Annotated in this window: 16 protein-coding genes; all 16 read left to right on the top strand. The window is 45.9% G+C overall.

Translation table 11 applies throughout. The features are described from left to right. Nucleotides 1–453, top strand: coding sequence for a hypothetical protein (locus ACESLK_RS03175; RefSeq protein WP_372662071.1), 453 nt, complete (start codon nucleotides 1–3; stop codon nucleotides 451–453). Further along, entirely contained in the window at nucleotides 450–1,886 is a 1,437-nt protein-coding gene (locus ACESLK_RS03180) for a bifunctional metallophosphatase/5'-nucleotidase (RefSeq protein ID WP_372662074.1), read from the top strand. The genes ACESLK_RS03175 and ACESLK_RS03180 overlap by 4 nt, the downstream gene beginning before the upstream one ends. Nucleotides 1,887–1,906: 20 nt before the next feature. Next, the gene (locus ACESLK_RS03185) at nucleotides 1,907–2,758 is read left to right on the top strand and encodes an undecaprenyl-diphosphate phosphatase (RefSeq protein WP_372662077.1); all 852 of its coding nucleotides are present in this window, start codon (nucleotides 1,907–1,909) and stop codon (nucleotides 2,756–2,758) included. Between the two features lie 135 nt (nucleotides 2,759–2,893). After that, nucleotides 2,894–4,009 carry an HD-GYP domain-containing protein gene (locus tag ACESLK_RS03190; protein ID WP_372662081.1) on the top strand — a complete coding sequence of 372 codons (1,116 nt, stop codon included), beginning with the start codon at nucleotides 2,894–2,896 and terminating at the stop codon, nucleotides 4,007–4,009. 156 nt (nucleotides 4,010–4,165) lie between these two features. Further along, nucleotides 4,166–5,320, top strand: a complete 1,155-nt coding sequence (gene yfkAB, locus ACESLK_RS03195; protein WP_372662084.1) for a radical SAM/CxCxxxxC motif protein YfkAB — start codon at nucleotides 4,166–4,168, stop codon at nucleotides 5,318–5,320. 53 nt (nucleotides 5,321–5,373) lie between these two features. Then, a complete protein-coding gene (locus ACESLK_RS03200) occupies nucleotides 5,374–6,690 on the top strand; it encodes a hemolysin family protein (RefSeq protein ID WP_372662161.1) in 1,317 nt (438 codons plus the stop codon). A gap of 4 nt (nucleotides 6,691–6,694) precedes the next feature. Further along, entirely contained in the window at nucleotides 6,695–7,729 is a 1,035-nt protein-coding gene (gene ytvI / locus ACESLK_RS03205; protein WP_372662087.1) for a sporulation integral membrane protein YtvI, read from the top strand. 184 nt (nucleotides 7,730–7,913) lie between these two features. Further along, a complete protein-coding gene (locus tag ACESLK_RS03210) occupies nucleotides 7,914–8,147 on the top strand; it encodes a spore coat associated protein CotJA (protein ID WP_372662090.1) in 234 nt (77 codons plus the stop codon). Nucleotides 8,148–8,175: 28 nt separating this feature from the next. Next, nucleotides 8,176–8,448 (top strand): spore coat protein CotJB, encoded by a 273-nt coding sequence (locus tag ACESLK_RS03215; protein WP_372662163.1) that lies wholly within the window; start codon nucleotides 8,176–8,178, stop codon nucleotides 8,446–8,448. A 15-nt stretch (nucleotides 8,449–8,463) separates the two neighbouring features. After that, nucleotides 8,464–9,033: a manganese catalase family protein gene (locus ACESLK_RS03220; protein WP_372662094.1), complete on the top strand. Its 570-nt coding sequence runs from the start codon at nucleotides 8,464–8,466 to the stop codon at nucleotides 9,031–9,033. A 148-nt stretch (nucleotides 9,034–9,181) separates the two neighbouring features. Beyond that, the gene (locus ACESLK_RS03225) at nucleotides 9,182–9,715 is read left to right on the top strand and encodes an NfeD family membrane protein (RefSeq protein WP_372662098.1); all 534 of its coding nucleotides are present in this window, start codon (nucleotides 9,182–9,184) and stop codon (nucleotides 9,713–9,715) included. Then, complete coding sequence (locus ACESLK_RS03230; RefSeq protein WP_372662100.1) at nucleotides 9,712–11,151, top strand: flotillin family protein; 1,440 nt, start codon at nucleotides 9,712–9,714, stop codon at nucleotides 11,149–11,151. Before ACESLK_RS03225 ends, ACESLK_RS03230 begins: the two co-directional genes overlap by 4 nt. 293 nt (nucleotides 11,152–11,444) lie before the next feature. Then, nucleotides 11,445–12,782 (top strand): ABC transporter substrate-binding protein, encoded by a 1,338-nt coding sequence (locus tag ACESLK_RS03235; protein ID WP_372662103.1) that lies wholly within the window; start codon nucleotides 11,445–11,447, stop codon nucleotides 12,780–12,782. A 76-nt stretch (nucleotides 12,783–12,858) separates the two neighbouring features. Then, nucleotides 12,859–13,740, top strand: a complete 882-nt coding sequence (locus ACESLK_RS03240) for a carbohydrate ABC transporter permease (RefSeq protein ID WP_372662106.1) — start codon at nucleotides 12,859–12,861, stop codon at nucleotides 13,738–13,740. A gap of 12 nt (nucleotides 13,741–13,752) precedes the next feature. Further along, on the top strand, nucleotides 13,753–14,598 hold the full coding sequence (locus ACESLK_RS03245) for a carbohydrate ABC transporter permease (protein ID WP_372662109.1): 846 nt from the start codon (nucleotides 13,753–13,755) through the stop codon (nucleotides 14,596–14,598). 40 nt (nucleotides 14,599–14,638) lie between these two features. Continuing rightward, nucleotides 14,639–16,012 carry a glycoside hydrolase family 172 protein gene (locus ACESLK_RS03250; RefSeq protein WP_372662112.1) on the top strand — a complete coding sequence of 458 codons (1,374 nt, stop codon included), beginning with the start codon at nucleotides 14,639–14,641 and terminating at the stop codon, nucleotides 16,010–16,012. Nucleotides 16,013–16,170: the final 158 nt, after the last annotated feature.

Below are 16,170 nucleotides of genomic sequence, written 5' to 3' on the forward strand. Positions count from 1 at the left end.
TTGTCTATAACCGTGATATTGCCGAATGAGGAGAAAATCGTAACCTCGCCGCAGGAAATGGCTGCTAAATCAGGTCATGTTTTCCCCATTGCAGAGCGTGTACCCGAAGCAAGCGGGGAAGGCTTTGACCTGCTGGATTGGTACATGTCCATGCAGCAAACCTATGCCAATATGACCCATTTGATAGTAAGGGCTTCCGATGAGTTCCAAGCGGTAATTCCCAGAGGGCAATTAATCAAGGCATTGCTGCAATATTCCATTGATGGAAATCCGCTTATTAAAGGCGGTCCTCTCCGCTTGTATGTACCCGACGGGTCAAGCGCTTGCTTGAATGTCAAAAGCATGGTGTCTCTCCAATTTATTGCTAATCCAAAGCTTGGAGAGGAAGCGAGCTACGGATTTTTGCATGAGGTTTCTCAAATTCAGATTATTAAAGGGAAGAAGTCACTATGACTGAATCCAATATAACCCTTACGCTCTTGCATACGAACGATTTGCACAGCCATTTTGAAGAAGTATCCCGCATTGCGAGTTACATTGCAGAGGTCAGAGCCAGTCAGCCTAAAGACAGGATTATATTACTTGATTGCGGCGATTTTCTGGATCGCGTCAGGCTAGAGACCGAAGGGACGCTAGGCGCATCCAACCGTGCAGTTCTTGAGAGTATCGGTTATGATGCGGTGCTGCTTGGCAATAACGAAGGGTTGAGTTATACGCCTGAAGAACTTGATGAATTGTTCCAAGGTATGCCCATACCCGTCGTTTGTGCCAATATGGTGCTGAAGGAGACCGGTAAGAGTCCCTCGTGGATGATTCCGACTTTGACAATCGAGAGATCCGGTATACGTATTGGATTGATTGGCTTAACGGCGCCGTTTAATGATTATTATGAGCTGTTGGGCTGGAATGCTTTCGATCCGCTGGAAACCATGAGAAAAGAGGTTAAGCGTCTGCGAAATGAAGTAGACGTTCTGATCGTGTTATCACACTTAGGTTTACGCCAAGACGAGCGGATTGCTGCCACAGTGGAAGGAATCGATCTAATACTGGGAGGACATACACACCACCTCTTGGAGGTTCCCCTGATAATCGGTCAAACAGCACTATGCGCGGCCGGGAAATTCGGTAATCATATTGGACATTTGGAGCTTGCTTTCGATTCGGAGAGGAAACTCATCAAAATTTCTGGCGGAGCTATACCTACGGATGATTTTCCTAGTCATCCTGAATTGGACACTCTTATTGCTGATTATCGCTTACAAGCAAAGCGAAAGATGGATAAGCAGGTTGCGAGTTTGGCCGAACCGCTAGAGTGGCTGCCCGATTCGGAATCTCCGTTAAGTACGTTGCTTGCTTGTGCCGTTCGTCGGAAAACAGAGGCAGAGATCGGGATTGTGAATGCTGGACAGCTGCTTCAGGGGCTTCAATCAGGAGTCGTGACAGAAGAGTTGATTCACGCCATCTGCCCGTCGCCGATCAATCTCTGTGTAATGAAGCTGCAAGGGTGCCAGATTGTCCAAGCGCTAGAAGAAAGCTTGTTGCCTGAGTTCCATGAGCTTGTCATTCGCGGCTTTGGCTTTCGCGGCCAAGTATTAGGGACACTATGTTTAGATGGTATGGAGATAACCATCGATCTTTCCGCGGCCCCGTACCATCGAATAAAGCACGCTAAGATCAATGGAATATCGCTGGATGAGAATCGCGTTTACTCTGTAGGTACCTTGGACATGTTTGCGTTCGGGGTAGGCTATGTGGGGTTAAAAGAAGGGTATGACATTCGTTATTTTCTTCCAGAATTTATTCGGGATGTTCTATCCGAAGCGCTTAATCAAGAGGAATGGGTCGAGGATTGCAGAAGACCGCGCATCCATATTCAGTCAAAATAGGAAGAGGAGTGAATTACTGCATGCTTCATTGGTTTGATTCTATTATTCTAGGAATTGTTGAAGGTTTGACCGAATTTCTACCCGTATCGTCGACAGGGCATATGATTCTAACGAACAAGCTATTAGGTTATGAGGTAATACCGGAGGAACTCAAAACCTTTGAGATCGTCATCCAGTTTGGGGCTATTCTAGCGATTGCGCTTGTATATCGTCAAAAGATTTTTCAAGTGTTGGGGCTAGGAAAACGGGAATCCGTTCAAGGGCTGTCTGTTAATGCCTTTCCGAAGAAGAAACTAAATCTCCTTCATGTCCTGCTTGGGATTGTGCCGCCAATGGCTGTGGCATTTCTGTTCCGGGATTATATAAAGGAAATTGGTTTTCACCCTGCACCGGTGCTGTGGGCTCTCGTGGTTGGCGGGATATACATGTGGGTTTCCGAATTTTTTTACGAATCGGGCAAGATCAAACGCACCTCGGAAACCATGGATGACATTACATATAAGCAGGCTTTATTTATTGGTATTTTGCAATGTATTTCAGCTGTTTGGCCTGGTTTCTCAAGGTCGGGTTCAACCATTGCAGCGGGTATGCTGAGCGGAGTAAGCTATCGGGCATCAGCGGATTTTTCCTTCTTCATTGCGATTCCGATTATGACTGCTGCGACAGGCTATGAGGTTATTACTAATCTGGATCAATTTCGTTCAGGTGAGATGGATCTCGGATTTTTGATGACAGGTTTCATCGTTTCATTTGTTGTAGCTTGGGTTGTTGTTGTGGCTTTTCTTAAAGTTCTTCAGAAAATCAAGCTCAAACATTTCGCATGGTACCGTTTCGCTTTGGCGGCGCTTTTTTATATCTTTATAATGCGTTAAAATAGGTGAGTGACGAAAAATGTCGTATTTTGCGAAAAACTATACAATTTATTACGGAATAATCCGATTCTAACATTAGAGAGTATTTACCTTATCGGACGTATCAGGAAAAAAAACAGGGAGGAATTATTATATATGCGCATAATGCCGATTTCACTTAGTCGGCCGGGCATGAAATTAGCCAAGAAAATATATTCCGACAATGGCATTGTGCTTTTGGCTGAAGGTATTGAACTAACCTCATCGCTCATTCGACGATTGGGCGATTGCGGGATCAGCTTTATTTACATCCAAGATGCTAGAACTGATGATTTGGTCATTCCGGAGCTGCTCAGCGATGAGACTCAGAGGCGTGCATTACAGGAGATTCGCGGAGCATTCAACGCCTTTACCGAACAACAAAACAAAAGGAAAAATGGAACCTACCCCTACGTAGGCCGTAAAATGCGTGAAGTCATGCAGATGATCATGGACGATCTTAATAATAATCAAGATGCCATGATTATGTTAATGAATTTGCATACAGTAGATCATTATTTGTACTCGCACTCTCTCAACGTCTGCGTATACTCTATTTTGCTAGGCAAGGCTTATGGATATAATCACGAGCAGCTTACCACATTGGGACTTGGAGCCATGCTGCATGATATTGGTAAAACCCAGATATCGATGGAAGTATTGCTGAAGCCAGGGATGTTATCTGAAAATGAATTCGATGAGATGAAGAGGCATGCAGAGCGCGGGTTTTATTTATTAAAAGACGAGCCCAATATACCGCTTTTGGCAGCTCATTGCGCATATCAGCATCATGAGAGAATTAACGGTATGGGATATCCTAGAGGGCTAAAAGGAAATGAGATTCATGAGTTTGCCAAGTGGATCGGTATCGTGGATTCTTACGATGCCATGACGTCCCACAGAATATATCGTGATGCTATGCTTCCTCATCAAGCGGTAGAAGCATTATACTCCGGCAGCAATACTCTCTATGATACGACGATGTTGGAGTTGTTCCGTGATAAAGTAGCGATTTATCCAATTGGCTTATTAGTTACACTTAACACGGGAGAAAACGGAATCGTTGTTGACATCAATTCGACATGTGCCCATCGCCCGGTAGTGCGCGTGCTTACCGATGAAGCGGGTGTCGATCTTAAAACACCATATGAACTGGACTTGTCCAAGCATCATAACATCTTAATATCGAAGGTTGGGTATGGTGAGCAAGAAAAGAATCCGCTTACTGCCTAACATCACTCAAGGCTGCCCCACCACAGCAGGTTATCTGCAGGCGAGGTCAGCCTGTTTTCTTTAAGAATGGTAATCGTATACAATTGTAGAATGTTGCTTTTTTCTCTACTCGACCCGTACAATAATAGGAACTAAGTTTAGACAGGAGTACTGAATATGCAAGGTATTTCCCATCCAGTGTTAACGGGTCCATTTGCACCGCCTGCAAGCTGGACAGCACTATCACCCGACTACGATCCGTGGGATCCTATTCGATCTCTCGGGCAATTCGGTCGCCATGAGCTGACCAGCGTCGAGCTTACAGTAACACATCTTTGTAATATGAGATGTGAGCACTGTGCTGTAGGCGATAGCTTAACGATGCTAGAATCGCCACACATTCCGCTCGACCTTATATTTCGGCGTCTTGATGAAATTGAATATTTGGAGACCATTAGCTTGACAGGGGGAGAGCCCACTTTTCGGATAGAGACAGTTCGGGATATCGTGCTGCCCTTACTGAAATATGCTAGAGCGCGCGGGTTACGATCTCAATTGAATTCCAACGTAACGATGGATTTTGAGCGATATGAGCTCATCGCTCCTTTTTTGGATGTCATGCACATATCCTTTAATTATACGCAAGCAGAAGACTTTCACGAGGTTGGGTTCGCCCGAACAGGTCGCAGCGTTCGATTAGAAGCCGCATCGAAAATGTATGAGCGCATGATTGATAATGCTCAGAGGTTATCTAAAGGCGGGTTGCTCGTCTCGGCTGAATCCATGATCAACTACCGAACCTATAACAAAATCACAGAAATTCACCAAATGATCTCCCAGATGGGTTGCCAGCGTCATGAGATTCATCCGATGTACCCGAGCTCATTCGCTTCCGGCTTACCTGCCGTAACGCGCAATCAGATGGTTGAAGCGATAGCATCGCTTCTAGATAACCGTAATCCCAACATTTGGATGCTGTTTGGGACGTTGCCATTCTTTGCATGCAGCGACAATCTAGAGGAGAGAAGGTTGGTTAATCGGCTTGCGACTGAAAAGAACGTTACCGTCCGTAATGATCCTGATGGGCGTAATCGGGTAAATGTAAACATGTTCACCGGAGATGTATACGTAACGGATTTCGCAGCCGTCCCTTCTTTTGGAAATATTAAGAATGAAAGGCTGGATCAAGTGTTTGCGAAATGGCGGGATCATCCGATGCAGCAGGCTGTGAATTGTCATTGTCCGGCGGCGAAATGCTGCGGCCCGAATTTATTAGTGTCCGACATGTATTACCGGGATACTGACTTTACGATCAGGCGCGCAATCCCCTAAGGCATCAGATAATTAAGCTGCCGGAATGGGGTAGACTAGGAGGAGTTTGATTTATTTTGGAACTACAGTGGAGTTTAATCTTTTGGAATATTACGCTTGTCCTACTCTTGGTGTTTCTGAACGGTTTCTTCGTAGCTTCGGAGTTTGCTCTGGTTAAGGTCCGTCAAACCCGATTAACACAGCTGAACAATGAGGGGAATGTAAGAGCGAAATACGCTTTAAAGGTTAATAAACGACTGGATGCTTACCTTTCGGCAACACAATTAGGCATTACCTTAGCTTCCCTTGGACTAGGATGGGTAGGAGAGCCTGCTATTGCGGACCTGATAATTGAACCATTGCTGCATAGCTTCGGTATGACGGATCAGACTGTCATCCACTCGATAGCCTTCACGGTTGCATTTATCATCATTACTTTTCTTCATATTGTTTTTGGAGAATTGGCACCTAAGTCGCTAGCCATCCAACGTTCGGTTGGCGTTTCCTTGTGGCTTTCCTGGCCCCTGCTTATTTTCTATCGAATGTTCCTTCCTTTTATCTGGTTTCTGAACGGAACTGCGAATCGATTGCTTAAGCTCGTCGGAGTTGAACCTGCCAGTGAGCACGAGGCTGCCCATACAGAGGAAGAGATCCGTATCCTGATGAGCCAGAGCGCCAAGAGCGGCATTATCGACAAGGATGAGATGACGTTGTTCGATAACGTATTCGAATTCGCGGACCGTGTTGCACGCGAGGTTATGCTTCCAAGAACAGACATGGATTGCTTGTTTGCCAATGTCTCCTATGAGGAAAATGTGAAGCAGGTTTATACATCGAAGCATACCCGTTATCCTGTAGGGCTAGAAGACAAAGACCAAATTATTGGATTCGTTCATATCACTGATCTGCTTACTGCCGACCCGGATGAGGAGCATGATCTCAAGCAGTTTCTTCGCCCGATATTAAGCGTTCCGGAGTCTATGGAAGTTAGTAAGGTGTTGAAGCTGATGCAGCACAAGAAGTCACAGGTGGCCATCGTCATTGACGAGTATGGCGGTACTGCGGGGATGCTGACGGCTGAAACTATATTAGAGGAAATTGTCGGGGAAATACACGATGAATTCGATGACGAGCTGCCGACAGTCGTAGTGAAGGGCGAATTAACATCAGTGGATGGACGTATGCTAATTGAAGATGTAAATGACTTATTAGGCCTTGATATCGAGGATGAAGAAGTGGACTCCATTGGCGGCTGGCTGTTCAATCATCTTGAAGGTAATATCTCTAGAGGTCAGAAGGTCCTTCATGAGAACTACGTTTTTGAGATTGCACAGACGGAACGGTTACGTGTTCAACGAGTGCATATTTATAAGGGAGTTAGAGAGGAGTAAGAGTATGCCGATACGCACTATGTTGTTAATGGGATTTTCAGTAGCCTTTTTATATTTATTATTCACGGTAGGCGCTCCTTTCCTATTGGCACTTGTCGCTGCTATTTTTCTTGAGTCATTAACGACATTTTTGATGAAGAAGACGCGGATGAATCGCTTAGCCGCATCGACTATCTCAAGTTCCATATTCACTGTTCTATTACTTGGAGTCTTGGGATTAATCGGAATGAAGCTTGTCAGTGAATTAAGTAATTTTTTCGCGAAAATGCCTGATATTCTTAGGAACGCGAATGCTTACATACGTGATTTGTTGAAGCAGCTCCAAAGCTATTCGAACAATGGCAATGCTCCGCTTCCGGATCAGCTTGAGGATTGGGTATCCAAGTTAATTGACGCCTTGACAACACTATCCAGCAAGATTTCTACCATTTTATTAGGGGTTGCTGCCGGTGTTCCGGATTTCTTTATTTTCTTTATCGTGTTCTTGGTCGCTGTGTTTTTGTTTAGCTTAAGCTTGCCGTCGATGAAAAGCTCGTTTCTCTCGATGTTCGAGGATAAATCCCGCCTTCAGGTAGAGGATGTGTTGATAAGTCTGCGCAAATCCGTATTTGGATTTCTACGTGCGCAGCTGTTGCTTAGCGTCATTACTTATATTATTTCGTTTATCGGATTGCTTATTATCGGAACAGGATATCCGCTGGCCATTGCACTATTAATTGTTGTTGTGGATATCCTGCCTATACTAGGAACCGGATCAGTCCTTGTTCCGTGGGCGCTCTATCAGCTGGCGGTCGGAGATGTATTCACGGGAATAGGGTTGCTGTTATTGTTTCTTGTTATTACTGTTGTCAGACGGATCGTGGAGCCGAAAATCCTCGGAGATGCAGTCGGGATTGGGGCGTTGTCTGCGCTGATCAGCTTGTACGTTGGGTACGAACTTGTCGGACTAATCGGTGTGTTCCTCGGACCTATCGTAGTGATCGTATTCATGGCGATGCGTAAAGCGGGCTTATTCGATTTCAAAATCAAGTTCCAATAACAGAAGCTTTCTAAGTAATAGAGCTATCCCGCCTCAAAAGGGGATGGCTCTATTTTTTTATGAAACATTCTCTTCTTCGATCCGAAATAAAAATGTCTGAAAGCCGTCAACTTGAGCATAGGATATAAGCGGATATATCACGGTTTATAAACAGATTGTTAAACATCAGAGGAGGGAAATTCCCATGTACGATGCCCAATGGAGGGAATACGCACCTTATGTCAGCCCCTATGATCCGTGTCCCCCTATCCGAGTGAAGTGGTATATTGTGCCTCCGAATCAGTACATCCCATACCAGCCGATGAATTTGCCGCAATATTCATTAGATGAAGCTTTATACAGGGGGACGTTATGGCCGGCGCTCTATAGTCCCTATCCTGCGCGGCGCGGGGCGAAGGGAGGTAAGGTGAATGGCTGAAAGAAACCAACGCGATGAAGGGAACAAAATGGAAGAGCAAAGCGTTCGCGGAGATGAGGTTTATCGCAGAGAGCTGGAGGAGCTTCAGAAGGTCGACTTCGCTTTGGTGGAATTAACCTTATACTTGGACACTCACCCAACGGATATGCAGGCAGTACAGCAATTTAACCAATTAGCTCAGCGACGTCAGCAACAGGCGAATGTCTTCGAGATGAAGTATGGTCCTTTATTGCAATATGGTCACAGCTATAGCCGATTCCCGTGGCAGTGGGTAGATAGTCCATGGCCATGGCAGGTTTAAGGAGGGAGCCAGAACATGTGGGTATATGAGAAAAAACTGCAGTATCCTGTAAAGGTAAGCAAATGCGATCCCCGAATGGCTCGTTACCTTACTGAGCAATACGGCGGTGCGGATGGTGAGCTTGCGGCAGCTTTAAGATACTTAAACCAACGATACTCGATTCCCGATAAAGTAATCGGTCTTCTAACGGATATTGGAACGGAGGAATTCGCGCACCTCGAGATGATTGCAACGATGATCTATAAGCTGACGAAGGATGCGACCCCAGAGCAGCTGGAGGCTGCGGGATTAGGAGCTCATTACGTCAATCATGATCGTGCGTTATTTTATGAGAATGCAGGAGGAGTACCTTGGACTGCTACGTACATCCAAGCGAAGGGTGATCCAATTACCGATCTGTACGAAGATATCGCCGCAGAGGAGAAAGCCCGAGCGACCTATCAGTGGCTTATTGATTATACGGATGATGTTGATATCCAGGATAGCTTGAAATTCCTCCGCGAACGGGAAATTGTTCACTCCATGCGATTTAAGGAAGCGGTTGAGATGCTTAAGGCTGATAGGGAGCAGAAGAAGGTTTTCTAGATATAGGGTTAGTAAAAGGCATCCCATAAACATATGTGGGATGCCTTTGCTGGTTTACAGCACAAGTCGCCATAAAAGGGGAAACTTTCCATACAAAGCAACGTATTACATCATATGAGAGACCATCCTGCTAGAAAGGGGTGCATACTTGGAAACCTTGTTGATTGTATTGTTCGCCATCGGAATAGGTTATGCCGTTCTTTCAGCGATTGCAGGTGATGTATTCGGAGTAGAGTTTCATGCGGGAGAGCTTCCCTTCTTGTCACCGACAATCATCGCTACCTTCTTAACGGTTTTCGGCGGGGTGGGTTATATGCTGTTACATAACACCGGTTGGCCTGCTCTTGCCGTTGCAGGGTTGTCTTTGCTGATAGCGATAGGGGTCTCTTCTGTTGTATTATTCCTTGTCGTTCTTCCCCTTCATGCCGCCCAGAAAGGAGAGGCGCTCTCAGCGAAAGCAATGATTGGCTGTGAAGCAAAGGTTATCACTTCAATTGAAGGATTTAGGGTTGGCGAGATCGTTTATGAGCAGGGAGGAACGAGGCATAACGCTCCGGCAAGAGGATTGGAGGAGATTACAATTCCCTATGGCTCTTCGGTAAGGATTGTGGATGAGATAGCTGGAACGTTTATTGTAAAAAAAGAAGCCATCTTGATAAAGAAAGAGAGCGATTATAAATGAACATGGATGCTACGATCTATATACCTGTAGGTATTGTTATTGTAATTATTTTACTTATTGTTGTTTTTGCTTCTCGTTACCGTACCGTTAAGGCAGATGAGGCGATGATCGTAACGGGGGCACTGACCAGTGACGGGATGAAAATCGTCAAAGCCGGAGGCACATTCGTATGGCCTATCTTACAAAATGCCTCCTTCTTGTCCTTGCAAGTACAAACGCTAGATGTACATACACCTGAAGTCTATACCGTGCATGGGGTTCCTGTCATGGTGGATGGCGTCGCACAAATCAAAATTAAAGGCGATCAGGAATCGATGGCTACAGCTGCGGAACAATTTCTAGGTAAACCGGATGCTGAGCTCAAAAATATTGCCACGCAGACCATGGAAGGCCATCTAAGGTCCATCCTTGGTACGATGACTGTTGAAGACGTGTATAAGAACCGAGAGGAATTCGCTAAGAATGTTCAAGAAGTAGCGGCAAGCGATCTGAACAAGATGGGACTTCAAATCGTTTCCTTCACCATTCGCGACGTTAGAGATAAGAACGGATATTTGGAAGCCCTTGGGCAGCCGCAGATTGCTTCTGTAAGGAGGGATGCGGAAATTGCCAAAGCCAACGCCTTCCGAGATGAACAGGTTGCTAAATCAAAGGCGTTAGAAGACGGTAAAAAGGCGGAATTTAATGCCGAGACAAATATCGCAGAGGCGCATAAAGAGATGGAAGTGAAAAAAGCCGCCTTTAAGCAAGAGCAGGATATGAAGAAAGCCGAAGCGGATCAAGCCTATAAGCTCCAAGAAGCCCGTACGATGCAATCGGTCAAAGCCGAGGAAATGCAAATCCAGGTTATTGAACGGGAAAAGCAGATCGAGCTGGAAAGCAAGGAAATTGAAAGACGGGAGAAGGAGCTTGTTGCAACCGTGAAGAAGCAGGCGGAGGCGGAACGCTTCGCTCAAGAGCAGCGGGCCGAAGGGGATCGTTATCAGATCGAAGCCAAAGCGAAAGCCGAAGCGGAGTCCGTAAGGCTTGCCGGTAATGCTAATGCAGATAAGGAACGAGCTGAAGGTACAGCGGAGGCAGATGTCATTAGGCTCAAAGGATTGGCAGAAGCGGAAGCCAAAGACAAAATCGCCGACGCGCTTCGTAAATACGGGGAAGCAGCAGTTATCGAGCTAATCGTAGAGAAATTTCCGGAAATTGCGCGGGCAATCGCGGAGCCGCTCTCAAGGACAGAGAAAATCGTCATTGTCGATGGGGGTGGAAGCGGTCCCAATGGCGGAGCGGGCAAAGTAACCGGGTACGTAACAGATCTCCTCGCCAAAATGCCGGAAACAGTGGGAGCGTTGACAGGCGTGGATGTCAACCAATTACTCCGCAAGCTTGCAAGTGGGGATAAGGCTATGAAAAAAGATATAAGTGCACAGGGCGATGTATAATCATATCCTCAACAAACGAGAGTCCACTTTTCCAAACACTTGGGAAAGTGGACTTTTCATATAGATAGTTAGATTAATAAAATATTTGAAAAAATCAAACACAAGTATTGATTTATTTACTTATAAGTACTTATAATGAAGAAGTAAATTTAAGTAATTTGCGAGGTAGGCGTAATTTTTTCTCATAAGTAAACGTTTACTTCGAATATTTATTGAGGTGGTGGTAAGGGGAGTCTCTTGTATTGAGTATTTATAAGTATTATATTCAGAAACTAAACGAAGGAGTTAATCCAATGCGCAAGGGTAAATCAGGTATCGTGGCTTTAAGTGTCATCCTCATTTTATGTTTGATTGTTAGCGCTTGCGGAAACAACAATGAAAAGCAAACTACCACTTCAGCTCTGGAGAAACCCTCAAACAATGCACCGGAGAAAGAGGGGCCTGCCGCAGCTGGGGATCCGGTAGAGATCGAAATGTGGACACACGAATCCAACGAAGCGGAAGACAAATACAAGCGCGAACGCGTAGAAGCGTTTAATGCGGCTCACGATGGGAAAATCAAAGTTAAATTGACAGGTATTCCACGCGGGCAAAGCAGTAACGGATATGAGGAGCGTATGAACGTCGCGATTGCAGCAAACGAGTTGCCGGACATCGTAGATGTCGATGGTCCAAATGCTGCTGCTTATGTACAATCCGGTATTCTGGCACCGATGGATGAGTATTTGACTGACGAGGATTTGAAAGATTTCGTTGGTTCCGTTATTGAGCAAGGGACCTACGAAGGAAAATTGTATCTACTTGCTCCTACGGAGTCGGGCGTTGTTCTGTTCTACAATAAGAAAGCATTGGCAGATGCAGGAATCAAGCCTGCAACATCCATTGAAGATGCATGGACATGGGAAGAATTTTACCAAAACGCGAAGAAGCTGAAGAAGGGCGAAAATTTCCCCGTTACTTTCTTTGATAACTATGGCGTTGGCGAATGGCAGACCTATATGGCTACTCCGTTCGTGTGGTCGAATGGAAGCAATATTATCTCCGAAGACGGAAGCACAACTGATGGTTACCTGAACTCCCCGGAAACGATTGAAGTTCTCGAGAACATCGCGAAGTTCTATACCGAGAAATTGTCTACAACGTCCCCTGGTGAAACGGATTGGCAAGACCAGAAATCCCCGCTTGCAATCGGCGGCGTATGGGTTGCAGCTGAGACGAAATTTGAATACGGCATGATGCCGCTTCCGTATTACAAGACGCCTAAGTCTCCGTCCGGTGGATGGTCCTACGGTGTCACGCAACAATCCGAGAATATGAAAGAAGCAACTGAAGTTATCAAGTGGATGACGAATACCGACACCGTGAAGGGCCATGCTGAAGCGATCACAATGCCTCCTAGCCGTACATCAGTATTCGCTCAAATGGATAAGTTCAACAGCGAGCCATTCAAAATCGTTGCTGATCAATTGAAGCAATCCGCACAAGCCAGACCGAGAACTCCTGTATATCCGGTGTTGTCAAAAGCGTTCGCAGAAGCATACAGTGCTGCGGCGTTCGGCAAGGATGTCAAAACGGTACTAGACGATGCGGTTAAGAAAGTTGACCAGCAGATCGCGTACCTCAAGAAATAATATAGCTAAGCAATGAGGGCAGGAGCCTGTGTTCGGCAGGCTCCTGTAATTTACGTAGAAGAGAGGAAGGAACATAATGGCTGATTCCTCAAAGCGCCGAATATCCAGGGAATCTTTATTGTTCCTCTTGCCGGCATTGACGGGTATCACCCTATTTTTGTTTGTGCCGATTTGTTTCATGATCTATTACAGTTTCACGGACTATTATTTGCTAAGGCCGAATGATAAAACTTTCATTGGCTTCGATAACTACATTCGTCTGTCCGATGACCCTTTGTTTTACAAAACGTTGAAGAATACGTTGTACTTTGTGATATTCGTGGTTCCTTTACAGACCGCGATGTCTCTCGGACTAGCTCTGTTGGTTCACCCGAAAATCAAATTCAAGCGTTTTTTTACAACTGCTTTTTTCAGTCCAGTCGTCATGTCGCTTGTTATTGTGGGTTTGCTGTTCACGTTCCTGTACAACCCGAATAACGGTTTGTTTAATGCAATTTTTAATATTTTCGGCTTCGAAGGTTTGAAGTTCCTAAGCTCCCCGGATCAGGCGATGAATTCCATTATCGTGATGTCAGTATGGCAGGGTGCCGGCTATCAGATGATTATTTTCCTGGCTGGTTTGAAGGATATTCCTGAGCAACTGTACGAAGCGGCGTCGATTGACGGTGCAAGTATGTGGCAGAAGTTCCTTCATATTACACTGCCTGGTTTAAGGAATGTCATGATATTTGTATTGATAACTATTACAATGGGGGCATTCCGTCTCATTATCCAACCGTTGGTTATGACGCAGGGCGGTCCGCTGGATTCTACGAAAACGCTGCTTTACTACATGTACGAGTCAGGCTTTCAATTTAGAAATCTCGGATACGGCTCAGCAATCGCTGTAGTCTTTCTGTTGCTCGTACTGATGGTAACCGTCATACAACGCCTTGCACTTAAGGATGATAAGAGTTAGGAGGTTCACCCCGTGAATGCACAAACGGACAAGCTGGCTATCCTTCGATACGCCATTATGATTTTTCTGACATTAATTTTTATTTACCCGCTGCTCTGGCTGGTTGCATCGACATTCAAACCTGATCAGCTTCAAATCTTCGGAGATATGCGGTCGATTCGCGCCATATTGCCTCCAGCGCCTCACGACGGGTATTTTGATAACTATCTAATCGCTTTCGAGGCAGTACCATTGATGAAATATATCATTAACAGTTTGTTCTACAGCACTTTGATTGTCTTCTTTGGACTGATCATTAACTCTATGGCGGGATATGCTTTTGCAAAGTTGGAATTCTGGTTGAAGGATTTCATCTTCATTTTGCTGCTTGCCACAATTATCGTACCTGTGGAAACCATTTATCTTCCCTTATATCTGCTTATCCATCGACTTGGATGGATCAATTCTTATGTCGGTTTGATTGTGCCATTCGTAGCCGCGCCGTTGTATATTTTCTTATTTCGGCAATTTTTCTTCGGAATCCCGAAGGAAGTGGAGGAAGCCGCAAGAATTGACGGGGCATCCACATTAAGAGCTTTCTTTCAGATTGTTATACCGTTAGCCAAGCCCGTTATGGCGACAGTCGCCATCCTTCAATTCACGTATCATTGGACGGAATATTTGTGGCCGAGTATGCTCATTACCGATAACGGAATGAGGACTATCCAGATCGGGATCAATTACTTTTTCAACTTGCCCAATGTCCCTTGGGGACCCGTGCTCGCGGCTATATTGATTGCTACGATGCCTATGGTCATCATTTTTGCTTCCTTTCAGAAGTATTATGTGCAAGGTCTAGCTACTACCGGCATGAAATAAAACGTAGAGGAAGCATATCGACACAGGAGGCAAAAATGAGATGTTAAATCAATCATCAAACTTTTTGGGCCAATTAACTCAGGTAAAGGACGTCCGCTCCGCGCGGGCATCTAGCTCGGATCAAAGTGGACGGAATCAGGATTACTGGATGATTCCTGCAGGAGAATCTATCGTTCTGGCTGATATAGAAGGGCCGGGCTGCATCACACACATCTGGATGACCTCCTTCTGCCGAAGAATTCTGGGCCCTGCCATTCTCGATACGGATCAGGCCGGCATGGTAGCATCGGTGCTTGAGATTCACAATGCGCTCGGCGTTTCCTATGAAACGGCCGATCCGGCGTGGTATCGCAAGGTGCTGATCAAGATGACCTGGGACGATCAGAGCCATCCAAGCGTGCTTGCGCCGCTCGGCGACTTCTTCTGCGTCGGTCATTCCATGCCGGGGACGTTCACATCCATGCCTTTCACGGTGTCTGCGAAGCCGGGCGAAGAATACAAGTTCGGCGGCGTGTCCGCCTTGAATTGCTACCTGCCTATGCCGTTTAACGGTCGGGCACGGATCGAAATCATCAATGAGAACGATATTCCGTTCGGACTGTTCTTTTATATCGATTATGAGCTGTACCGTCAGCCGCTCGGCAAGGACACCGCTTATTTCCACGCACAATGGCGGCGGGAAAACCCTTGCGACGGCTGGGGACCGGACCTGCAGCCCAACTCGCCGGAAGTGAACAGTGTCGCAAATATTAATGGTGAGGGCAATTACATCGTGCTGGAGGCCGAGGGTAAGGGACATTATATCGGCTGCAACCACTCCGTCACTCATTTCGAAGAAAGCTGGTGGGGCGAGGGGGACGACATGTTCTTCATCGACGGGGAAACCGAGCCGAGTATTGCCGGAAGCGGGATGGAGGATTACTTCGGTCACGGCTGGGGTCTGCAGAAGGTTTCCGCTCCATTCTGCGGATCAATCGTCCACGAAAGTGACGTGCCGGGCTATCAGGTATCGTATCGCTTTCATCTCGTAGACCCGATTCATTTCGATAAGAGCATCCGAGTAACCATGGAGCATGGCCACGCCAATCACCTTTCCGATGACTGGTCAACCACGGCTTACTGGTATCAAACGCTGCCCACAAAGCCATTCGGAATTTTGCCGGTTGAACAACGGATTCAGCGTATGCCTGAAGTTGCGAAGCCTGCCCGGCCAAACCTAGACGTTCGCGATTCCCCTTACCAGGAAGTCGCAGACGCCTATAAACAGCGGGATAGGGAATATCGAGAGGGCATGAGCAAGGTATTGGAGAAAAAGTTGGAGAACACACGCAAATACTCCAAGGGAAATGTGGAGCAGAGTCGGAAATTGCGGCAGTTAATAACAGATAACGTTAAATCAAATGTAGCGGATTGATATCGTAAACCGTAACAAGGGCTCCCTGAGTGGCAATGTCATTTAGTTTAGCTCAAAGACAAGAACAGGAATAAAAATGAAATCCGAAACGGCATGGGTAAAGTCCTGTGCCGTTTGTTTTTTTGGTGAAAGCAAAAAAAAGTGCACAGCAAACAAAG

The sequence above is a fragment of the Cohnella sp. genome (assembly GCF_041640265.1).
Lineage (GTDB): Bacteria > Bacillota > Bacilli > Paenibacillales > Paenibacillaceae > Cohnella.